Origin of the sequence: Cohnella hashimotonis (assembly GCF_030014955.1) — a bacterium.
Classification (GTDB): Bacteria; Bacillota; Bacilli; order Paenibacillales; family Paenibacillaceae; genus Cohnella; species Cohnella hashimotonis.
On the sequence record NZ_JAGRPV010000001.1, the window covers coordinates 933,791 to 956,680 of the forward strand.

Here is a 22,890-nt window from a genome sequence, read left to right on the forward strand (position 1 = left end):
TTCGTTTGCTACAGTTAGCCGCGACCCACCGCCGCCCGCCGCCGAAAACGCGGCGGGCGATTTTTACATATAAGGAAACCTTTAAACCCTGCCCGGCGTCTAATCAAGAGTGAACGTCATCGACGAAAGGATGAATGCAATTGCCAATATTAAATAAAGGACTGATGGCGCTGCTCACGGCCGCGCTGCTGCTGCCGGCCGGCGCGTCCGCGGCGAGCCCGGGCAGAGCGGTATCCGCGACGGCCGCGGCAACGTCGTCCGAGGTCGGCACCGTCGCTTCCACGGCTTTTGTCCAAGTCGTCGCCGGGGAATATTATTCGACCGCCCTCCGTGCAGACGGCACGGTATGGGCTTGGGGACGGACGCTGTTCGGCGAGCTCGGCGTCCTGGAGTCCCGCGTCACGAGCGAGATCGACAGGCCGGTCCGGCTCTCGGGATTGCCGGCGATCGCCGCGATCTCGACGAACGGCGCCGGCACGCAGACGGGCGTCGCGACGGACGGAACGATCTGGGAGTGGGGCTCGAGAGGCGCTGTGCAGGGCGGCACGACGCTGCCGACGAAGATTCCCGGCCTGCAGAACGTGAAGGCGGCCGTTCCGGGATTCGCTCTCAAGAAGGACGGCACATTGTGGAGATGGACCTACGAGCCGCAGGCAGGGGACAAGCCCAGGATCGTAGTCGCGCAGATCGCGGGAACTTATCGCTTTGCGAGCATGATCGCCGCGGGTAATCTCGTCTATGCGCTCGACGGCGCAGGCGCCGTCTGGGGCTTCGGGTCGATCCGGAAGCTGGACGGCAGCGGGCTTGCGTTCTTGACCCCCGCGCGTCTCGCAGGCTTTTCGGCGATGAAGCAGCTGTCCGCCTACCAGGATCGCCTCGTCGGCGTCGATACTTCGGGCCGGGTATGGCAGGCGCAGTTGGACTTTGAAGCGCTGTACCAGCAGGCCAGTCCCGGGCCGATGAAGGTAAAGGGCAAGCCGGCGCGGATCGCGACTTCGCTGAAGGCCGAGGAGGCGGAGATCGCGAACTTCGACGCCGTGCTGATCCGAACGTCAGGCGGCGAAGTATGGTCGACGAACAAGTGGCTGACCGGCACGGCAGGAAAGATAAGCGGCTGGTCGGGCATTCGCGAGATCGCCGCCGGCTATCATCACGGTCTGGGAATCGATGCCAGGGGCAAATTGTGGGGCGTCGGCGGGAATCAATGGTTCGAAGCGGGATCGGCTAACGTGAACGACGCGCGGATGCTGTACAGGCCCGCGCCCGTGCTGCCGGCAATCGGCGTGATGATCGACGGCAAGCCGCTCTCGACGGCCTTTCCTGCCGTGATGGAGAACGAACGCCTCCTTGTCCCGCTGAAGGACACCCTGAAGGCGCTCGGCGGCACCTTGAAGGTGAATGCGGACGCCACGTTTGAACTGACAGTCGGCCGTTCCACGGCCGTCATCAATCTTCGCTCGCCTGAGGCGGAGGTGGACGGGCAAAAGTTCATGCTGCCGCAGCAGCCGTACACAAGGCTGGGCGCTGTCATGGTGCCGGCCGCTTTGCTGAAACAAATGGGCGTAGCGGTCTCCTGGAATTCCAAGCTGGCGGAGCTTAGCATGAGCCGGCCGTAGGCGGCTAATCAAACAAGCATAAAACAGGGACCGGGCGTTTGCCCGGTCCCTGTCGTGCATATGGCCGCCCGATTAGAGCTTGGTGACCGTATAACCGTCGTTTTTCAGCCGCGTAATGATGCCGTCGTCGCCAAGCATATGAAGCGCGCCGACGATGATCATGCGGGTGACGTTCTGGTCGTCGTTCAGGTAAGCTTCGATCTTGCTGGACATCGTCAGGTTGCGGTCGAGGACCAGCGCTTTGTAATACTCCTGGTCTTCGGCGGAAGCCTTGACGAGCGCGCGGAGCGCGTCTTCGTCGCCCGTGACCCACATGCGCGTGAGCGCATCCATCTCGCCGCTGCTGCTCGCGCTATAAGCGTTGATCGCTTCCTGGAGCTGCTCTTCCTGCAGCGTCGGGGAGAAGCGATCGAACAAGGCCAACTGGCTCTCGGCCGATTCCAGCGGCACGATCAGCTTATTGTCCGAGACGGCTTTCCCCATGAAGTAAGCGTCAATGCCGAGGTTGGCCTGGTATTCTTCCGACGCGGTCGGAATCGATTGGGCGACGACCCAGGGCTCGTATTGATCGAACGTATTTGTCGGCATTTCGTTCGCCTTGAGAATGTCGACGAGCGCCTGATACGTTTCCGGGGATACGTGATCCTTGAGCGTCGTTCCGTCCTTGTACATGCCTTTGTCCGCAATCAGCTTTTCGATCGATTCATCGTCGGTCTTGGTCAGATCGACTTCGACGCCCAGATACTGCGACGCCTTGTACGCGGCTTCGATCTGGGCGCGCAGCGGATACATCTGCGCCTGCGCGACGTGGATGGAGCCGAGCAGGTAGACCGTGTTGCCGTTTTTCTCGGCCTTCCACAGGAAGCCGGTGCTTCCGCCGGGCTGGCCAAGCGGCGTCAGCGAGACCGCGTTGTTTTTTGCGTCCCAGGTCACCTTGTAGCCGATCGCTTCGGCAACGAAGCGCAGCGGGACATAAGTCGTACCGCGAATGATGCGCGGAGGCACGTCTAGAGATACGACCACGCCGTTGACGACCGCAGTGCGATTGCCCGCTTGAAGCGCGAAGGACAATCCGCTTTTCGTTCCCATGACCGACTGGCTTTTGGCATCCCAGTTCAAAGCGACGCCCAGCTTTTCAAGCAGCGGGCGCACCGGCACGAGCGTCGTCCCGTTTTCCACCATCGGAACGCCTTGCTTGAACTGCACGGCCGCGCCGTCCATCCAGACACTGACAGGCTTGGCAGCGGCCGAAGCCGCGCCGGAGAACACGCTTACTGCCAGGATGAGAGAAAGAAATAGTGCTCCGATCTTTTTCAACTTCACAACACTCCTGTCCGTCTGATTAGGTCGCACGACCCGTTTTAAATGATAAAACTTTAATCCTACCTGAATGTATACAAAATTAGGAAGAATGAAACATAAGAGATTTGGCCCCGTTCCAGGGACATGGTGCGGATTCTCAGTTGCGGAAGGCGGGTTCGCCGGGTATAGACGTATAAGCGGTCCGCAATGACTTACAGACAGACGCGCTATATTCTAAAATAGTCGACCGATCGAGGCAGGAGGAACCCGATATGCAATGGCAGGGAAGAAGAGGCAGCGCGAACGTGGAGGACCGGCGGGGCATGAGCGGCGGCGGCAAGCTGGTTGGCGGCGGCATCGGCGGAATTATCGTGCTGGTGATCGCGCTGCTGTTCGGCGGCGGGGATTTGGGAAGCATTTTGAACAATATGACGGGCACGACGACGAGCTCCGTCAGCGATACGCCATACCAGGGCAGTCAGGAGGAAGACGAACTCGCCCAGTTCGTGTCGGTGGTGCTCGCGGATACGGAGGACGTCTGGTCGCAGCTGTTTGCGGAAAAAGGACTCACGTACGAGGACCCGAAGCTGGTGCTCTATAACGGCAGCGTACAGTCCGCGTGCGGCACGGCGGGGTCGTCCGTCGGCCCCTTCTATTGCCCGGGCGACCACAAGCTGTATATTGATCTCAGTTTCTATGACGAGCTCAAGACGAAGTTCCAGGCGCCGGGCGACTTCGCCATGGCTTACGTCATCGCGCACGAGGTCGGGCATCACGTACAGACGCTGCTCGGCACGACGAACATGGGCGCCAAGCAGTCCAACGCCCAATCCGTGCGTACCGAACTTCAGGCAGACTACTTCGCGGGCGTGTGGGCGCATCATGCGCAAGATATGAACGTGCTGGAGCAGGGCGATCTGGAGGAAGCGATCAAGGCGGCCAGCGCGGTGGGCGACGACACGCTGCAAAAGAAGGCGCAAGGCTACGTCGTGCCGGAGAGCTTCACGCACGGCAGCTCCGAGCAGCGGATGCGGTGGTTCAAGAAGGGCTTCGACAGCGGCACGATCGAGGGCGGAGACACGTTTAGCGCCAAAAATCTGTAGGCTGCTGGAAGTTGCGGGAAGTTTGAGCGAGGGCTGCCGGGAACTTCCGGCGGCTCTCTTCCTGATTAGGGCGGCGGCGCATCGAAGACAGGAGTGAGTGCGGTTGGCGTGCCGAGGCTTTACGGAAGTTTGGCGGGGCGGGGTGGGCCCGCCTGCCGTCCTCGCTCTGCCTGCCGTCCCCGGCCTTACCCGCCTGCCGGCCCCGCCCCGCCTGTCGGCCCCGGTCTGTCTGCCGGCCTCGCCCCGTCTGCCGGCCTCGGTCTGTCTGCCGGCCTCGGTCTGTCTGCCGGCCTCGCCCCGCCTGTCGGCCTCGGTCTTGCCCGCCCCCGTCCGAAAACCTGCAAATATACACGTATTTCCTGCCGGCTCGCGACACTTGATGAAATACCTGCAAATGTGCAGGTAAAAGCAAAGGGCAAGCCTGAAAATTCAGCTGATGAAGGAAAATAACTGCACCTGAGCATCTTTTGTGCACAAAAGGGTCGACATTGGCAAAAAAAGATGGATGTGTGCAGGTATTTGCGGTGGAGAAGCGGCTCGGGGCACGATTGCGGGATCATAGGGACGGTTGTCGGATGAGCCATAGTCAGGCGTTCGGCGCGAACCGAGTTTCGCATATCCGCCAAACAAATAGGAACGTCAGGGTGATCTGTGATGTGCCCTGGCGTTTTTTAGCGTTGTCGCTACGGAGGATAAGTGCAAAATGACGCTATTGCCGGTTCTGAGGGAGACTGGGGCTGTACGATAAGCGCTATAAGGCGCAAACGTGGTATTTATGGTGCCGTTACGGTTGCAGCTAAAGGGTGCTAACGTAGGCGTTAAGACGGTCGATGTGCCGAGGATGAGCATTTTTCGCTTTATAAACTTCCTCCCTACCGGACAATTGCGCCTGATCTCCAACTTCGTAATTTTGCGCCTAGAACGCCCATAAACGCACATCGTCATGGAATCGTTTTCATTTTACGATGAGAAGGATTCCATATTATGGGGAGGCCACCAGACCATGTCCAGTTGGAGAAAATGGCTTGCGGCGTGCATGACGGCGCTGTTGATGCTGACTTCGATGCCTGCATTCGCGGCGGAGAACGCGCAGCAGGAGCCGCATCGCATGCAGGAAGCGGATGCGGGAGGCGCAGGCGTTACGGCGCCGGCCTACATACGCATCAAGAATAAATGGCAGAGCAATTACCTGTACGAAGGCTCGGACGGTACCGTACGCTACGGGCGGACGGCGCTGGACGACGCCTCGTCGCAGTGGCGGCTGGAGCCGGCAGCCGGCGGAACGCGCATCCAGAACCGCGCCACCGGCCACTATATCACGATCGCCGAGACGGCGAAGCGCCGGGATGCGCTCGTCGCCCGCGAGATCGGCGTCAGCACCGCCGCCGATCAGTGGCTCATCGAGGATGCGAGCCGACCGGGCTACAAGGTCATCAAAAGCGCGACGGCAGATGCGAGCGCGAACCTCGTTATTCACGAGGAGGACCAGCTCGGCTATGCCGAAGCCAGCAACGACATCAATATTACGTTCGAAAGCCCGCAATGGATGTTCGAACCGGCGGAGACGCTGCAGCCGGTGCTCATCGCAAACGAGTTCCGGGCGGGGCAGTTCCTGTACGAAACGGCCAATCCGGAGGAGGGGCGCGCGCGGAACGTAGTCGCATTCGGCAAGATCGATCCGACGGATCCGAAGGCGCACTGGTATGTGGAGGTCGAGTCGGGCGAAGCCGGCGCGGCACAGACCGTGCGCCTCCGCAACCGGGCGACGGGCGACTATATCGAACAGTTCGACGCGGACAATTATTGGCGCAGGATCGAGACGGCTCCGGCGTCCTCGGCCGGGGCGCAGCGATGGACGATCGCGTCTGCCGCGGCGGAGAACGGCGATCCCGTTCCGGGATTCGTCTCCATCGCAAGCGCAGACCATCCTGCCTTTGTGCTCAATACGCAGTTCGAGGATACGTACGCGCGGTCCAACGATTGGTCGAACGCGGGGAGGAGCAACGCGCATTGGAAAATCGCGCCTGCCTATGACGTCAAGCCGGTTCGCATCGTGAATTACACGGCAGCGGACGCAGGCACGGACTATCTCTATGAAGGAGACGGCGGCCTGCTGAAGCACGGCGCGTTGGCGGCCGGCGGGGAGAACGATCCGGCCTATCAATGGATCGTCGAGGATCAGGACGGCAAGAAGCGCATCCGCAACGCGGCCAGTGGCAGCTATCTGGCCTCCGGCGACCCGCTCGCGGTTAGCCCGGCCGGCTCGGTGACATCGGCGGTTTATCAATGGCAGCTCTCGCCTTCCGAGATGTACGACGACTACGTAAACATTGCCGCAGCGGACGGCTCCGGCCTGCTTCTGCTCCAGGGCGGTGTCCTGCGCACGGGCGCTTCCGATCCGGATACCGACGCCGCACAGTGGTTGTTCGAGGATCCGGCCGCGCGGACGGACGGATCGCCGCAGTACGTACGCATTCAGAACGAGTGGAAGCCCTATGTCTGGTACGAGGACGATCATGGGGATTTGAAGTATGGCAATCCGCGCACGGACGGCCGGGATCAATGGCTGATCGAGAAATATCAGGGCCGCAAGCGGATCCAGAACCGCGCCACTGGCCACTATGTCAACCTGCAGAACATGACGGACGGCCATATCCGCGTCACCGCCGTCTCGGACGGCTGGACGAGCGCCGTATGGGTCGTCGAATCGCTCGCAGGCGGCTCCAAGCTGATCTACAACGTGGCGGACCGGGTGAAAAACCAGGAGGTTCAAAAGCTGGTCAACCTGCAAAACCTGAACAAGTATGCCGAGTACGCCGAGATCAACCGGAATTGGGGCAGTCCGCACTGGACGCTGATTCCGGTGGACGACGCGGGTCCGTCGCACCTGCGTTTTACGAATAAGCAAGGGCAATCGCTCTACGAGGAAACGGAAGGCGATGCGGCAGGCAAGGTGCGCTACGGGGAGGCGACCGACGCCGACTTGCGCGCCGTATGGTACGTCGAAGATGCGGGCGGCGAAGCTAAGCGCCTGAAAAACGTCGAGACAGGCCACTATATCGCGATGGAAAACATGGCGGGACACGAGTCGGAGGACGCGCCGGATATCCCGCTCGGCACGGAAGCGGTCGTATACGAATCGTGGGGAAGCGCCAAGTGGTATCTGGAGGCTGCGTCCGGAAGCGGATATACTGCGATCCGCAGCGGCTGGGCAGGCCACTATATATACGCGGACGGCGCAGGCGGCACGAAGGTAAGCAAGACAGTCAAGTCGGGCGGCGACTTCGCGGACGAAGCGCTGTTCAAGGCGGAACCCGTCGAGCTGAAGCCCGAGGTACCCGAAGGCTACATTCGCATCCAGAACGAAGCGAACGGCCAGTACCTTTATGAAAACCTCGGCGGCGTCGTTCTGTACGGCAGCATCGCCGAGAACAACGGGTACGGCCATTGGCGGCTCGTCCGGCAGGATGGCGCCATCCGCATCGAGAACCGGGCGACCGGGCACCTGATGACGCTGACCCCGGATTACCGTTACATCGAGAGTTTGCCGGCCTCGGACGCTGCAAATGAAGCTGCGAACTGGTCGATCGAGGCTTCGGCATCGTCGGCCGGACATTGGCTGATTCGCAATCTGTCTGGGGGCTATGACGACGAATTCGTCCATACGGACAATGCCGCCGGCTACGCGGAGCGGGGCCTCGTGCCGGTGTCCTTCGGGACGGCGAGATGGAGCTTCGCGGCGGCGCCGGCGGACTACGAAACGCCGGATGACGACGGCGCGGCGAATACGGACACGGCAACGCCGGTATTCGACGATACCGCCTACACGCGGATCGGCAGCGGCGGCGTATGGCTCGCGGACCGGGATGGAACGATCGCGCTAGCGAATGAGAGCGGTGCGGCTGCGCAGTGGCTGCTGCAGGACTTCAACGGCCGCAAGCTGCTTAAGAATCGGGCGAGCGGACGGCTGCTGGCGCTGGACCAGGCGGGACAGCCGATCGCCGCGGCCGAAGGCACGCGCGGACAGGCGACCTCGCAGTGGGAGGTCGTCGAGACACAGGGGCTGCTGGAGCTGCGGAGCGCCGCCGATCGCGCAGGCATGCTCCTGCATGCAAGCGGAGCCGCCGAATATGGCGGCGCCGCGAATGCCGCGCAAGGGCGCTGGAACTATGAACGCTTGCCGGGCGATGTCGTCTATGAAGCGGAAAATGCATTCATGGGCGGAGGCGTCGCGGCGAATCGAGACCTGTCCGGCTATACCGGGGACGGATATGCATCCGGATGGGCTGCGGGCACGGAGAACGCTAATGGCGCAACCGGCACAAGCGATCCGGAACGCGCGCACGCCAAGCTGACGTTTACCGTCCATGCGCAGTCCGCAGGAGACTACGACGCGATCGTTCGTTACGCTGCGCCGGGCGCATCCGTCTCGTCGACGCTGGGCGTCGCCGTCAACGGACTCTCGACCAACGCGATCAGCCTCCTGCCGACCGGCGCGGGTTGGTCGACGGCGGCCCTGCGCCTGACGCTGCGCCAAGGGCTGAACACGATCGCGCTGCAGCCGGCGGACGCAGGAGCGGGTGCCGGTCAGACGGCCGCTCTTGCCGTCGATTCGCTCACGCTCAAGAACAGCGTCGCACCGGCATACCGAGGCGCCACGACGCCTTACGCGACCTACGAGGCGGAGGACGCCGAGACGAACGGCGAGCTGCTTCGCGCTTCCCGCTCATATTACAATCCCGCCTCCGAAGCCTCCGGCCGCCGGGCCGTGAAGCTGAGCGAGACCGGCGATTATGTCTCGTTCACGCTGGCGCATCCGGCCAATTCAATCGTGCTGCGCTACTCGATTCCCGACAGCCAGGACGGCGCGGGCCGCACCGAGACGCTGGGGTTGTACGTGAACGGCCAGTTCAGACAGAAGCTGACGCTGACGTCCAAGTACGCGTGGGAATACGGCAGCTACCCGTGGTCGAACGATCCGACGCAGGGCAGCGGACACCGCTTCTTCGACGATGTGCACACGTTGATTGGCGATGTGCCTGCGGGCGCAAAGATCATGCTTAAAAAGGATGCCGAAAGCACCTCGCCTTTTTACACGATCGATCTGGCGGACTTCGAGCAGGCGGCGGCTCCGCTGCGGATGCCCGAGGGCTTCCTGTCCGTGGACGATTACGGCGCGGCGCCGGATGACGGCATCGACGACACCGCAGCCTTCAAGCGCACGATGGATGCCGCAAAAAACGAAGGCAAGGGCGTCTGGTTCCCAGCCGGCGAATACGAGCTGCGGGACGGCCTGCTTAACCTGGACCGCATCCAGATCCGGGGCGCGGGCATGTGGCACACGCAGCTGACGGGCGCCAAGTTCGTGGGCAGAGGGGACGATATCGGCGTCTACGATCTGCTGATCGACGGGGACATCAACGTGCGCGACGACGAAGCGATCACCAATGCCTTTCATGGCGGTTTCGGTCCGGGCTCCGTGCTGCAAAACGTCTGGATCGAGCATACGAAGGCGGGGCTGTGGCTCACCAAGGTGAAGGACGGCGAGGCCTACACGCACGGCCTGCATATGGTCGGCTTGCGCATGCGCAACCTGATGGCGGACGGCATCAACTTCAGTGTCGGCACGAAGGACAGCATGCTCGAGCAGAGCGACGTCAGGTACCCGGGGGACGACGGCATCGCGATGTGGTCGACCGACGGTCTTTCGAGCGTTAACAATACGGCGCGTTTCAACACGGTGAGCCTGCCGTGGCTCGCCAACAATATCGCCGTCTTCGGCGGCACGGACAACCGGATTCAGGATAACGTAGCCAAGGATACGATCATCAACGGCTCCGGCATTACGGTGTCCACACGGTTCAACCCGCTTCCGTTCGCGGGGATGACGGTCGTCGAACGCAATACGCTCATCCGCACGGGCAGCTACGATACGGGCCTGCAAACAAATCTCGGCGCAATCTGGCTGTTTGCAGACACGAAGAACATGACCGGTGACATCGTGATACGAGACAACACGGCGATGGACAGCACGTATGCAGGCGTTGTGGTCAACGGAACTCAGGCCGTTAAGGGCGGCAGGCTGCTGCTGCAAAACCTCGTGCTCGACGGCGCAGGCACGGCGGGCGTGCAGGTCGCGCAGGCTGTCACGGGTGCGGCCGAGATCGATAATGTCATCGTTCGCGGCGCTAAAATCGCGGACGTATCGAACGCCTCGGCAGGCTTCGTTCTTCGCGAGGTCAACGCGGGCTTCGCATCCGCGGCCAAACCGTTTGCGGCGACGGCCGAGGGCGGGGCGCTGAACGGCTTTGTCCTGACCGCCGGCGCCTCGCTGGCGATCAAGGTAGCCGACGCCGCAGGCAAGGACGTCACGGCGCAGTCGACGTTCGCGACAGAGCAGGCATCGGTCGCGGCCGTAGATGCCGCGGGCATGCTGAGCGGCATCGCGAAGGGCGAGACGCGTCTGCGTATCGCCTATGACGGAGCAGAGCGGACTTATACGGTCAAAGTCGTGTCCGCTCAGGTCGTGAACCCGCCTGCCACCGGCGGGGGCGGCAATGGCGGAACGGCCGGCAGCATGCTCGACGCCGCGGCTGCGGCTAACGACGCCAAGCTGAAGGCGGCGACGGGAGAGGCGATCGCGATAGCCGCGTCGGCGGACGGCACCGCGCCGTTTACCGCGCAAGCGCTGCTCGCGGCTGCAGCTGACCACGCGGACGCCGTCCTGACAATCGCAAGCGGCGACAGCACCTACAGGTTCCCGCTGTCGTTGGCCGCCAAGCTCATCAAGGCGCGCGGCTACGATCAGGATCCGAAGGCATTGTGGATCTTCGAGATCAAGCCGCTCGAAGACACATCCCTGGCACCGATCCGGGAGGCGGCGAAGCGTCAGCATCTCGAGCTGGTCGCGGCGCCGGTCGAATTCGCGATCATCCTCCGCAGCGGCGGGAAAACAGAGACGATCGCCGACTTCGGCGGCGTCTACGTCGACCGCACGCTCAAGACAGCGAACCGTCTCGATGAAGCTTCGGTTACGGCGGTCGTCTACCGGCAGGACCAGGACGGTACGGGAACGTTTGTCTACGTGCCGGCGTTGTTCCGGGCTGGCGAGGATGGCGGCACGATCGTTACGATCCGCAGTCCCGGCAACAGCGTGTATGCGGTCGCGTCGCATACCGCCAAGTTTGCGGATCTGGCGAATCATTGGGCCAAGCAGGAAATCGAGCGGATGGCGTCGAAACTAATCGTCAAAGGCGTCGGAGGAGATGCTTTCGGACCATCGCGCAGCATCACGCGGGCCGAATTCGCGGCGCTGCTCGTCCGGGGGCTCGGCCTTCGGGATCCCGGCGGCGACGACGGCTTCGAAGACGTGGCCGGCAGCGCCTGGTATGCGTCAGAGGTGCGTACGGCAGCCAGTTACGGTCTCGTTCGCGGCTTCGAGGACGGCAGCTTCCGTCCGCAGGCGACGGTCACCCGCGAAGAGATCGCGGTTATGGTGGCGCAAGCGCTGAAGCTGGCCGGCGTATCTGACTTAACGGGCACGGGCGCGGGCGCGGTTGCGCAGGCAGCATTCGCGGATGCGGTCCGGACTGCAGCGGCGCTCGGCATCGTGAAGGGACTGCCGGACGGACGCTTCGCGCCTCGTGCCACGGCAACCCGGGCGGAGGCCGTCGCGATGCTCAGCCGCACGCTGCAGGCTGCGGGGCTGTCGAACGCAGCCGATTAACCGGCGCGTCATGATGAGTCAACGCAGGGCGTACCGTAACAAAAACAGGTATCGGATCGTCAATAAGTTTTGAACACGGAAATGCGCGTCTTCGCTCCGAAGCGGAGAGGCGCATTTCTTGCCGGTTAGCGGCTGACGGCGCCATTGCAGGCACCGCGGCAGTCCGGGCGCCGCGCAGCTGGCGCGAGTACAAAGGGATCGTCGGGGGGAAGCATGAAGAGAACGTTAGGAGTATGGGTGTTGGCGCTGCTGCTCGGCGTGTTGGGCTGTGCGGGCGGGGTTTCCGCCGCGTACGCGGAAGAGGCTGCGACGCTTATACGCAACGGCGGCGCCGAGATCGCGGCGAGCGGGAGCGGGCAGCCGGATGGCTGGGCGCAAGACGTATATACGTCGGACGCGGGAGGCGCTGCGATCAGCACGCTGACGGTCGGACAGGACGGCGGCCATAGCGGGCAAGCCTATTTGAGCGTCTCCAACGCGAGCGAGAACGATGCGCGCTGGATCCAGGAGGTACCGGTCGAGGCCGATACGGTCTACCGACTGTCCGGCTGGATTCGGGTCGCTGGCGGTCTCGCCGATCGAACCGGCGGCAACCTGTCCGTACTCGGCATCGCCGCCCCGTTCCCGGCGGTCGGCGACTCGCAAGGCGAATGGCGCCAGGTCGAATGGTACGGGAAGACAGGCGCCGACCAGACGAGCGTCACCGTCGCAGCCCGCCTCGGGAGCTACGGCAGCCTGAACAGCGGGAAGGCGGACTTCGACGATATTGCGCTCGAAAAGCTGGCGGAAGCGCCTGCGGGCGCCGTCGTCATTCCGTTGTGGCCTGAAGCCTACGCAGGAGCGGCTTCGGGCGGCGAAAGCGCGGGTGGCGGTCATGGCACGTATACGGCCATGATGTTTTTGCTGGCCGCTGCCTATGCCGCCTTGGCTTGGGGAATCGTCTCCTACTTGCGCCGCGCAGGAGAAGCGCGTCTGCCGATCCCGGGCAAGGAACGCGCAGGCAAAGGCGCCGTTCTGCTGCTTTTCGGGGGCGCATTGCTGATCCGCGCGGCCTGCGCGCCGATTATGCAGGGACATCCGATCGACGCGCTGGACTTTTACTTCTGGGCGAATCATGCCTACGAAGCGGGCCTTCACGGCTTTTATACGGCCGACATCTTCGTGGACTATCCTCCTGGCTACATCTATGTGCTCTACGTCGTCGGCCTGCTGCAGAAGCTGATGCATATCGGCTATCCGTCCGCCGGCTCGGCGCTGCTTCTCAAGCTGCCGTCGATCGCGGCCGATCTTGCAGCCTCGTACGTCCTGCTGCGCATTGCGCGTCCGCGTTTCGGCGCGGCGGCGGGTGCTGCGATCGCTTCTCTTTACCTATTCAACCCGATGGTGTTTCACAATTCGGTCGTATGGGGCCAGATCGATTCGTTCCTCTCGCTGTTCATTCTGCTGGCCGTGTGGGCGATCGCGGCGGGCAGGCTTCCTTATGCGACAGCCGCTGTCGTCGTCGCCGTGCTGATCAAGCCGCAGGCGATCGTCGCCATTCCGGTGCTGCTGCTGGCGCTCGCCGTCCGGCGCAGCCGCAGAGCCTGGGGCGAATCGCTGCTCTACGGCGCGGCCGTCTTCGTTCTGCTCGTACTGCCGTTTTCCATCCATCAATCCCCGGACTGGATCGTCGAGCGCTACAAGGCGATGTTCGACAGCTATCCGTACGCGACGCTGAACGCCGCCAACCTGTACGGACTGCTCGGACTGAACGGCGTCAAAGTATCGGCAGCGATGGCGTTCTGGAGCAACCTGTCCGTCGTGCTCATCGTCGCTTATATCGTCTGGCTGGCCTGGCGGCATCGCAAGCTCGAGGCTGCGCCGCGCTGGACGTACCTGGCATACTTGACCTTTCTGCTCGTTTTCGCCCTCAAGACCAGCATGCACGAGCGATACGGCTATCCGGCCGTCGCGCTCGCGCTGCTCGCGTTTATCCTGCTCAAAGACCGCCGCTTGCTGTGGATGTTCCTCGGTCTTACGTTTACGCATTTCGCGGACGCGGCCTACGTGCTCTACTTCGGGCTGGATAAAAACTACTACTTGTCTGCAACGGATGGCTTTTTCCGCTTCCTGTCGCTCGTCAACCTGGCGATATCGATCTATGCCGTCTACGTCGGCTGGACGCTGGACAAGGGCAGGGCGCTGGCGGCCGCGCCGGTTGCAACAGCAGACTCCGCTAGAGGCGGCAAAGGCGGCGTTTCGTCCAAATCGGCGTCAGCCAAAAACGCGCTGTCCAAATCGACGCCCGCCAAACCTGCGTTCGCGACCGCCATATCGGCCTCCGACGCCAAGTTTTCCCGGCTCGATCGCCTGCTGGTCATCGGCTTGACGCTCGTCTACGGCATCCTCGCGCTCGTCAACCTCGGCTCGATGCGCGCGCCCGAATCCGGCTGGACGCCGGCCTCGCCGGCCAGCGCCATCGTGTATGACTTCGGCGAGCCGCAGGCGGTCGCCTCCGTCATCTGGTTCGGCGGTACGCGCGACGAGGGGCGCGCGGAAGACAGCACGATCGAGCTGTCGCAGTCGGCGGACGGCAGCAACTGGACGAGCGCCCTTTCCTTCGTGTTGAACGGCGGCTCCGTCTTCCAATGGAAGGAGCAGCCTGTCGCGATCAACCAGCGGTTCGTACGCGTGTCGGCATCGAATCCGGGCTGGACGCTGTACGAGCTGTCCTTCCGGGACGCGGAGGGAGGCACCTTGACGCCGGCCAAGACGAGCGAAGGCGGTACGGCGCTGCTTGACGAGCCGGGCGACGTGCCGAAGAAGCCGTCCTATCTCAACAGCATGTATTTCGACGAGATCTATCACGGCCGCACCGCCTATGAGTTCCTGCATCATATCGAGCCTTACGAGACGACGCACCCGCCGCTAGGCAAGGGGCTGATGGCGCTCGGCGTCTCCCTGTTCGGCATGAACCCGTTCGGCTGGCGGATTATGGGCACGCTGCTAGGCATCGCGATGGTTCCGCTCATGTATTTGCTCGCCAAGCGGATGTTCGGGCGTACCGAGCTTGCTTTTGCGGCTGCGTTCCTGCTGACGTTCGACTTCATGCACTTCACGCAGACACGCATCGCGACGGTCGACGTCTACGGCGTTTTCTTCATTCTGCTCATGTATCTGTACATGTACAAGTATTACGAACGGGCGCTCGCGGGAGAAAGTTTCCGCCGCGTCGCCGTGCCGCTCGCGCTGGCGGGCCTGTTCTTCGGTCTCGGGGCAGCGAGCAAATGGATCGATATTTACGCGGGGGGCGGACTTGCGGTGTTGTTCGCGATCACGCTGTGGCGGCGCCGGGCGGAGCATTCGTTCCTGCTGCGCACCGTGCTGTGGTGCGTGCCGTTTTTCCTGGTCGTGCCCGCGCTGATCTATACGGCGAGCTACATTCCGTTTTTCCTCGTACCCGGTCCGGGACACGGCTTCCACGACATGCTGACCTACCAGAAGTTCATGTATAACTACCATGCGCATCTGGTGGCGACCCATCCGTTCGCGTCGAGCTGGTGGGAGTGGCCGCTGATGATCAAGCCGATCTGGTATTACGGCGGCGCCGTCGCGGCGGACCAGGTGTCGAGCATCGTGGCGATGGGCAATCCGGCCGTATGGTGGATCGGCATCCCGGCCGTCGCAGGCGCGATTATCCTGCTCTTCAAGGGCCGGGCGCGCGACCCGCGGCTTGTCTTCCTGCTGATCGGGCTGGCTGCCGAGTATCTTCCTTGGGTAGGGGTGTCCCGCCTGACCTTTATCTACCATTTTTTTGCAAGCGTACCGTTTATCATTCTTCTGATCGTATATTTATTGAAGGAAGGCAAGGAGAGCGGGCGTCTGACGCGCGGTCATGTCTATGGCTATCTCGGCGCGACGCTGCTGCTGTTCGTTCTGTTCTATCCGATCCTGTCCGGCATGACCGTGGACAAATCGTACGTCGTTCACGCGCTCCGTTGGTTCAATTCCTGGATTTTTAACGGCTAAGGAGGAGCGGAGGGGATGACGACGGACAAAACGAACGCCCAGCGCGAAGATGCGGAAGATATGCCGTACGATCGCGCCGATCGCAACCGCTGCCCGCTCTGCGGCGGTCCGAACGGCTGCGCGATCGAGGCGGGCAAGCCTGCCGAGTCCTGCTGGTGCATGCGCGCTACGATCGAGAAAAATGTCCTCGCAAGCGTACCCCTGCCGCTGCAGGGGCGAGCCTGCATCTGCCCGGCTTGCGCGGCGGGCGGCAAATAAATAAAAGGTGTCCGATCCCGTCTGGGTGGACACCTTTTTTTATTAAGCCTCGCTGCCGGCCTGCTTCGACCCATTCCTCCGCGTGCCGGAGCCTATGGATGTTTGTCGGGCTAAATAACTGCATTTGTACATGTATTCTCTACCGACTCGCGCCACATGATGAAATACCTGCAAATATGCAGGTAAATGCAAAGCATAAGCCGAAAATCGGGCTGATGGAGGAAAATACCTGCGTATTCGCATCTTTTCTGAACAAAAGGGGCGATATCGGCCTAAAAAGATGTAAATTTGCAGGCATTGAAGAAAATACAATAAGGGCGAAAACATGCCCGTCAGAACTGCTGTCGGACGAGCATCGGTAGGCGTTCCGCGCGACTCCAGTTTCCGATATCCATCTTATCAAGCCTTGCTCCCAGCCTGCTGCGCCCATTCCTCCGCGAGCCGGAGATCCTCGGGCGGCCGGTGCCCGCGCTGCAGCTCCGGGATGGACAGGCCGAAGTCCATCTGCAGGTGCGGATAATCCGGGAAGCTCTCCCAGTCGCCGCCCCAAGAGAAGCCGAGCCGCTTGGCGATCCCGACGACTTCCATCCAGTCGGCTTTCCCGTTGCGATTGCCGTCGTACGCCGTATCCCATAGGACTTTGCCCTTCTTCGTACGGATGGCGAAGTCGATGGCAAGGCCGTAGTTATGATACGATTGGCCGCCTCTGGCGTTGGTCACGATGTCGCCTGGAGCGCTCCGTCCCTTGAGATAAAGCGCGTTCTGCTCGGCCTCGCTGCGAAATCCGTCCGTAATCGCAATCCGGATGCCCTGCGCTTCGGATTCGGCCTTCAACGTTTTCATTTTTTCGGCGACGATCGGGTGCAAGGAGACGACCGGAGCCACTTCGCGCCACAGCTCGGCGGGCAGCAACAATTTGACGGCAGGCAGATTCGCGGCGACGATCAGCGCGGCGGCGACGCATGCGGCCAGCAGCAGGCGTCCGCGTCTGCGGGTTGAGGCAGCCCGCCTTCTCGCCAGCGATGCCCCGGAGGGTTCCAATTTCATCAATCTCTTCCTTTCAACGCTATCTTTACTCCCTATTATTCTCCCTAATGCGGTTCGTAATCCTATTTTCTATTATAAGGTTGCAAGGGGAGGAATCCCAAACGTTCCAAGGGGGGCAAGACAGCGTAAAAGGTGACGATTCGGGTTTTGAGGGAATTAATCCCCTCTATTAACTTGAAATGAAGTAGATAGGGTCAAATGCTTATTGCCGTCCAAGTCGCGCAGCACATGCTTTATTTTTTCATTCGCGGCTTTATAAGCATCGGGTCCTAAAAACAGATGCAGCGGAGGCGTGGAGGTTGAGGCGACTTGCATCAAAACTTCAGCGGCCTTGACGGGATCTCCCTGCTGTTTGCCCGACATTTCGCGATAACGATCGATTGAAGCCTGTGCTTCCGTATACGCAAGAATTGGATTCGGCGAGACGGCCAACGATCGTTCGGTCAGGAAGCTGGTACGGAAAGCGCCGGGATAAACAACGGTGGCCGATACGCCGAACGGCTTCATCTCGGCTGCCAAAGCCTCCGTAAGGCCGGATACGGCGAATTTGGTGGCGGAGTAGCTGCCCCAACCGGTATAACCGCCTGCGAACCCGCCGATGGAGGACATATTAAAAATGTGACCCTGGCCCGCTTTTCGAAGATGAGGAATAGCATGACGGAGTACATTCATAATGCTAAATACGTTGATGTCAAAATGGTCGCGTATCTCTTGGTCGGTCAGCGATTCGAACGTTCCTTGCAGTCCATAGCCGGCGTTATTGACGACGACATCGATATGGCCGAATTTGGCGATGACAGACGTAATGGCGGCTTCAACCTCTCGCTCATGGGCAAGGTTCACCTGTAAGGGCAGAAACCGATCCGTTTCCCGAGTGCCGACCGCCGTCATAAGCGCATCCGGATTTCTTGACGTCGCAGCGACCCGGCAGCCTTCCGCCAACAGCTTTTGGGTTAGTGCAAGCCCTAAGCCTTTAGAGGCTCCTGTTACGAACCAAACATGGGGATGCTTCATCGATAAAATCCTCCTGTATTAAAACGATTGCTGGCCGGTCAGTTGGACATGTTTTTTCGGTTCTCCGCTCGATATAGGAACGTTTATTTTTCCCGATAAAAAATCATGCCGCCGTGGTAGAGAATGCCGTCTCGAAACTCGCCGTCGGCAGTGAAGCCGGTATCGTCCACATAGTCGATATGATCTCCCTTAATGGTATAGCTGCCCTGATAAGCGCTTTTCCGATTGCCGCGAGCCTCGTCATAGCGGCCATTCGGCAGAAGCGCTTGACGAACGTAACCGTCCCTCGTAACCCACATGCCGACATAGGATTGTTGTTCGCCCCTGTTGTTTTCCATTTTGATTTCCTCCTTTGATGAATGGGGATTGCTTACGAACGCCTGCTTAAATGAACGATGGCGCCAGTAAGCATTTCAGTGACTTCAGTATGTAATAAATAAGAGGCTGCCCAGTAGACGAATCCAGTTGAGTTATTGCATAATACTCCAAATCGGAATAAAATAGTTCGCAAACGGGGCGAGGAAGGAGCTTGTGAGGAGACGATGACAGGGGCTGACGAGATCGTTAAAAAGCAGAAGGAATTGGCTTTTATTATCGACCGGTATCCTGAGGGAACGCATGCTACGGCCATTCCTTCCTTGAAGTTCATTCGCTCAGACGGAGCGTCCCAACCGATCTATTCGATCTATAATCCGTCCTTGTGTATCGTTGCACAAGGATCCAAGTTGATTATGCTGGGTCAAGAGAGTTATCGATACGATCCGGCATCCTACCTGGTCGCCTCCGTCCACTTGCCGATTACCGGACAGATCGTCCAGGCCACGCCGCAGCATCCTTACCTTAGTCTGCAACTGGATTTTAGTACGGATCAGATCGTAGATATGATCAAGGAATTCAACTCGGAGCGGGATCTTAAGGAAGTTTCCAGACGCGGCCTAGTGGTAAGTCAAACGACTCCGTCCCTTCTCGAGGCCGTATTGAGGTTAGTCCGTCTGTTAGACACGCCGCGGGATATCCCCGCGCTTGCCCCTTTGGTCATTCGTGAAATTCTTTATCGGATTTTACAGGCCGAGCAGGGCGCTGCCGTCCTGCAGTTCGCCGTGGCCGGCAGCAATGCCGGGCGGATCGCGAAGGTCATTCATCTCATCAACCGTGATTTCGCCAAGCCTCTGCGTATAGACGAGCTCGCCAAAGCTGCAAGCATGAGCGCGTCTTCCTTGCACGCTCATTTCAAGGAAGTCACCGCGATGAGCCCCTTGCAGTATCAAAAACAAGTGAGGCTGCAGGAGGCTCGCCGTTTATTGCTATCGGATATCCCGGAAGCCGCGAATGCCGGATTCCAAGTGGGCTACGATAGTCCGTCCCAGTTCAGCCGCGAATATGCCCGGATGTTCGGTCGGCCTCCCTTAAGCGACATCAAACGCCTTCGCGAGTCTTTATCCCTGCAAGACGCCATAACTCAGGTCGTCTCGCGGTATTCCGAAGGACTCACGCCTGTAACGGACTTGAACAGTCGGCTCATATAATAAGGATCGTCGTACCCGATGGCGGCGGCTACGTCCCTGATCGTCAGCGGGGGGGAGATGCAGAGCAACTGTTTAGCCTTCTCGATGCGCAGCCTGATGATGAACTCCATCGGAGGAATGCCTTTGTGTTTTTTGAAAAGACTGCTGACCAAGGCGGGCGTGACGCCAAAGTGCGCCGCGACGGACGGCAACGACAGCAGCTCGGTATAGCGGCTGCGAATATAGCGTTCCATCTCAAGGACCAGCGCGGGCTGGTCCTCTTTAACATGCTTTTCGGCCCCCGCGAGCTGGAATAGCTCGTCCAGCAGCACCGACATGCCTTCCAGGAGAGAAGCGTACTTGTACGAGCCGGAGATCAACTCGTCGATCTCGAGTTCGATCTCGAGGATACGCGGTTGGCTGGGCCCGGGACTCGTCTGCTGGAATAGCTGGACGACCCGCTTGAGCACGCCTTCCAGCCTGATCTGCGGGCATGCCTGGCGCTCGCAGTCGCCGAGCAGCGCGGCAAATTCCGCCTTGAAGGGGTCGGGCTGCCGCTTCTCGATCCAGTTCAGCAGCAACTTTTCCGCATTGGCGGCCAGCGGATGATCGGGAGTCCGCTCGCTTGGCTCGTTAGCATGCGGATCGATTCGCCGAGACTGGCCGAAGATGGCGAATTTCTGCAAGAGAATCCGGTCCCGCTGGAGCAGGTAGGGAAGGTCATCCATGGCGGAGAAGGGAGGGCGGGCGACCATCGTGACCGGGAACCGGCACGCCAGCAGCTTGTCGTACAAACGGCCGGCGATGTCCGCAAATGCCGGGCCGGGCGCGCCGGGAGAAGCGAGAATGACCAGCTTCTCGTTGGCATAGTTCAGCTGCACGATCCAGAACCGGAGCGGCTCCGGCACGAGCTCGCCAAGAAGCCCTGACAGATCGTTTTTAAGCCAGAAGTCCTTGGCCGGCGTCAGCCAATTGCCTCCGAATCTGCTGACGGATCCCGCGCACAGCAGCAGCCCGCCAAAGGCGCGATAGTCCCGGAACATCCGCTCCAGCTCGACCGCAGGGGGGAGAAAATCGATCTCCTTGCGGACAATGTCATCCAGCAGCTCGTCCTGCCGTTTTCTTTTCTCCGCTTCAAGAACGTCGTGCAGCTTGCTTAACAAGTCGCCCAGCGCCCGGGGAGAGAGCGGCTTCAGCAGATAATCCTCCACGCCGAACTGCAACGCCCTTTTCGCATAATCGAACTCCTGATAACCGCTCAGCAGCACGATTTTCGCGTCGATCCCCCGCCTGCGCAGCTCTCCGATCAGCGTCAGCCCGTCCATCGTCGGCATTTTGATATCCGTGAAGACGACGTCCGGCCGCTCGGCTGCGATCAGCTCGAGCGCCTCGTCGCCGTCGGCAGCCTCCCCGACAATCGCAAATCCGTCATGCGCCTGCATGATGCTGTTCTTAATGTTCCGCAGCAGCAGCGGCTCGTCGTCGACGACCACGATTTTGTACATGTCGTTCTAGCTCCTCCTCTCGGGTGCGGTCTTACCGCCGATCGTGACGATCGCGCCGCCCGTCTCGGCGCTGCCTAGCCGGAAGACGGCCTCGTTTTTGTACAGATTTCTCAGTCGAATGTAAATGTTCGCGAGCGCCATGCCGCCGATTTGCAGACGGTTCTCGAAATCGTGGCTGTCCATGCGCCTCTCGAATTCCTCGATTTTGGCCATGAGCGTCTCCAGCGTCCCGGGTCGGAAGCCTTTGCCGTTGTCACGCACGGACACCGTCCACGTATCGCCTTCCGCTGCCCCGCCGATGCGAATGCGATAGGGCGGCTTGACGCCCGCGAAGCCGTGGTTGAACGCATTTTCGACGAGCGGCTGCAGGATGAGCTTGGGCACGGGAATCGATGCCATGTCGCCGTCGAAGCCGATCTCGTAGTCCAGCCGGTCTTCATAGCGGAAATGCTGCATGGCCAAGTAGTTGGCCGCATGCGCGAATTCGTCCGCCAGGCTCGTCCGCGAGGCATCATAGGAGCCGATGTAGCGGAGCATCTGGCCCAGGCGGCTGCACATCTCTACGATGTTGTCGTTGCCCTGCTCCTGGCCGACAGCGCTGATGCCCATCAGCGAGTTGAAGAGAAAATGGGGATCCATCTGGGCCTGCAGCGCTCGCATATGCGCCTCCATCTCCTTGGAACGCGATTGAATCGTTTCGTTCATCGACTCCTGGAGCCGTTGAAGCGTCTTGCGAAAAGCCATGTTGAGCAGCGTAATCTCGTTGTTGGCGCCTGGCAGCCGAATCGGATCGCCCGGGTTGTGCAGCGAGATCGTCTGCAGCGACTTGCGCAGCTGCTTGATCGGAACGGTCAATCGATTGGTGATAAGCAGCAGGAGCAGCGACGTGCCTAGAATCAGTCCGATTCCCGCGTACAGGATCATCCGCTGCATCCGGTAGACCGGCGCCATGAAGTCCGCTTTGGGAAGCGCTTCGTAGACAGACCAGCCAGAGAGCGGCGCGACCCCGCGGTAGACGAGCGTATCCGAGCCGAATGCCGCCATCTGCCGTCCCTGCCGGTCAGCCGGGTAGACGATCGTGCCGCTGCCGTCGGCGACGACAATCTCCGCCTGCCCGACGAGAGAAGGCGCGCAGATCTCTTCCAGCAAGGCATAGGGCTGCTGGATGACAACGTAGCCGAGCGGGGACGAATTGCCCCAGGAATACACCATTTTTCTCGCAAAGGAGATGAGCTTGACGGGATTCTGCTCCCGAAAAATCTGCTGATCGTCGGCTGGAAGCAGCACCGAGTTGCCGTCCTTTGCCCGGATGTCCTTCAGCCAGGGAACCTGGCGCAAATCCGACTCTACGGAGAAATTGTTGTCCGGCAGCACCGACCAGGACACGTAGTTGCTTTTCCCGTTAAAAATAACGACTCTTCTGGCCTGATTTTTGGTCCCGACGATCGAGAGGAGGACGTCGATGATCCGCTTGCGCTGATCCGGGAACCTGTCGAAATAGTTGACATCCCCGTTCTCGTAACCGACCGTGTCCACCAGCATCTCCTGCAAATCTTTATTGAAAAAAATGACATTGGACAGGTCGTCCATCCGGTCCACGAGCGAATCGATCTGCGTCGCGATCCGGCCGACCGACTGTTCCATTCCCTTGTATGAATTGTCTTTGAGCGTGTGGCTGATATAAACGTAGAACAGCGCGGCCAATCCCAGTATGATTGCGGATACGAAGGTCGAGTAGATGATGAACATCTTGAACGGAAAAGAGATTCTCATCCGCAAGCGGCATTCTTCCTTTCGTTCGGGTCG

The 22,890-nt window shown here is 60.6% G+C and carries 12 protein-coding genes; 6 read left to right on the plus strand and 6 right to left on the minus strand.

Annotation, left to right across the window (positions count from 1 at the left end):
• Positions 1-140: 140 nt before the first annotated feature.
• The gene (locus KB449_RS03690; protein WP_282907075.1) at positions 141-1,616 is read left to right on the plus strand and encodes a stalk domain-containing protein; all 1,476 of its coding nucleotides are present in this window, start codon (positions 141-143) and stop codon (positions 1,614-1,616) included.
• A 72-nt stretch (positions 1,617-1,688) separates the two neighbouring features.
• On the opposite strand, the gene KB449_RS03695 is transcribed toward KB449_RS03690, so the two are convergent.
• Positions 1,689-2,933, minus strand: coding sequence for a TraB/GumN family protein (locus tag KB449_RS03695; RefSeq protein WP_282907076.1), 1,245 nt, complete (start codon positions 2,931-2,933; stop codon positions 1,689-1,691).
• A 257-nt stretch (positions 2,934-3,190) separates the two neighbouring features.
• Here KB449_RS03695 and ypfJ point away from each other — a divergent pair, with 257 nt between their 5' ends.
• The 4 genes from ypfJ to KB449_RS03715 all read left to right on the plus strand — a co-directional run bounded on the left by ypfJ (position 3,191) and on the right by KB449_RS03715 (position 16,013).
• A complete protein-coding gene (gene ypfJ, locus KB449_RS03700) occupies positions 3,191-4,021 on the plus strand; it encodes a KPN_02809 family neutral zinc metallopeptidase (RefSeq protein WP_282907077.1) in 831 nt (276 codons plus the stop codon).
• 1,003 nt (positions 4,022-5,024) lie between these two features.
• The gene (locus KB449_RS03705) at positions 5,025-11,747 is read left to right on the plus strand and encodes an S-layer homology domain-containing protein (RefSeq protein ID WP_282907078.1); all 6,723 of its coding nucleotides are present in this window, start codon (positions 5,025-5,027) and stop codon (positions 11,745-11,747) included.
• Positions 11,748-11,960: 213 nt separating this feature from the next.
• Positions 11,961-15,755: a phospholipid carrier-dependent glycosyltransferase gene (locus KB449_RS03710; protein WP_282907079.1), complete on the plus strand. Its 3,795-nt coding sequence runs from the start codon at positions 11,961-11,963 to the stop codon at positions 15,753-15,755.
• Positions 15,756-15,770: 15 nt separating this feature from the next.
• Complete coding sequence (locus KB449_RS03715; protein WP_282907080.1) at positions 15,771-16,013, plus strand: cysteine-rich CWC family protein; 243 nt, start codon at positions 15,771-15,773, stop codon at positions 16,011-16,013.
• A 399-nt stretch (positions 16,014-16,412) separates the two neighbouring features.
• On the opposite strand, the gene KB449_RS03720 is transcribed toward KB449_RS03715, so the two are convergent.
• The 3 genes from KB449_RS03720 to KB449_RS03730 form a co-directional block, all read right to left on the minus strand.
• Complete coding sequence (locus KB449_RS03720; protein WP_282907081.1) at positions 16,413-17,060, minus strand: M15 family metallopeptidase; 648 nt, start codon at positions 17,058-17,060, stop codon at positions 16,413-16,415.
• Positions 17,061-17,216: 156 nt separating this feature from the next.
• Positions 17,217-18,074 carry an SDR family NAD(P)-dependent oxidoreductase gene (locus KB449_RS03725; protein WP_282907082.1) on the minus strand — a complete coding sequence of 286 codons (858 nt, stop codon included), beginning with the start codon at positions 18,072-18,074 and terminating at the stop codon, positions 17,217-17,219.
• 83 nt (positions 18,075-18,157) lie between these two features.
• Entirely contained in the window at positions 18,158-18,412 is a 255-nt protein-coding gene (locus tag KB449_RS03730) for an Atu4866 domain-containing protein (RefSeq protein WP_282907083.1), read from the minus strand.
• Between the two features lie 204 nt (positions 18,413-18,616).
• Here KB449_RS03730 and KB449_RS03735 point away from each other — a divergent pair, with 204 nt between their 5' ends.
• Complete coding sequence (locus tag KB449_RS03735; protein WP_282907084.1) at positions 18,617-19,600, plus strand: AraC family transcriptional regulator; 984 nt, start codon at positions 18,617-18,619, stop codon at positions 19,598-19,600.
• On the opposite strand, the gene KB449_RS03740 is transcribed toward KB449_RS03735, so the two are convergent.
• Positions 19,534-21,084, minus strand: coding sequence for a response regulator (locus KB449_RS03740; RefSeq protein ID WP_282907085.1), 1,551 nt, complete (start codon positions 21,082-21,084; stop codon positions 19,534-19,536). The two genes, KB449_RS03735 and KB449_RS03740, sit on opposite strands and share 67 nt — an antisense overlap.
• A gap of 6 nt (positions 21,085-21,090) precedes the next feature.
• Positions 21,091-22,857: a sensor histidine kinase gene (locus KB449_RS03745; RefSeq protein WP_282912728.1), complete on the minus strand. Its 1,767-nt coding sequence runs from the start codon at positions 22,855-22,857 to the stop codon at positions 21,091-21,093.
• Between the last annotated feature and the right edge of the window lie 33 nt (positions 22,858-22,890).

Bases quoted from the DNA above. Each gene is read 5' to 3' on its own strand.
- KB449_RS03705 (WP_282907078.1), top strand. From the start codon at position 5,025: ATGTCCAGTTGGAGAAAATGGCTTGCGGCGTGCATGACGGCGCTGTTG.
- ypfJ (WP_282907077.1), top strand. From the start codon at position 3,191: ATGCAATGGCAGGGAAGAAGAGGCAGCGCGAACGTGGAGGACCGGCGG.
- KB449_RS03710 (WP_282907079.1), top strand. From the start codon at position 11,961: ATGAAGAGAACGTTAGGAGTATGGGTGTTGGCGCTGCTGCTCGGCGTG.
- KB449_RS03725 (WP_282907082.1), bottom strand. From the start codon at position 18,074: ATGAAGCATCCCCATGTTTGGTTCGTAACAGGAGCCTCTAAAGGCTTA.
- KB449_RS03740 (WP_282907085.1), bottom strand. From the start codon at position 21,084: ATGTACAAAATCGTGGTCGTCGACGACGAGCCGCTGCTGCTGCGGAAC.
- KB449_RS03720 (WP_282907081.1), bottom strand. From the start codon at position 17,060: ATGAAATTGGAACCCTCCGGGGCATCGCTGGCGAGAAGGCGGGCTGCC.
- KB449_RS03735 (WP_282907084.1), top strand. From the start codon at position 18,617: ATGACAGGGGCTGACGAGATCGTTAAAAAGCAGAAGGAATTGGCTTTT.
- KB449_RS03715 (WP_282907080.1), top strand. From the start codon at position 15,771: ATGACGACGGACAAAACGAACGCCCAGCGCGAAGATGCGGAAGATATG.
- KB449_RS03730 (WP_282907083.1), bottom strand. From the start codon at position 18,412: ATGGAAAACAACAGGGGCGAACAACAATCCTATGTCGGCATGTGGGTT.
- KB449_RS03745 (WP_282912728.1), bottom strand. From the start codon at position 22,857: ATGAGAATCTCTTTTCCGTTCAAGATGTTCATCATCTACTCGACCTTC.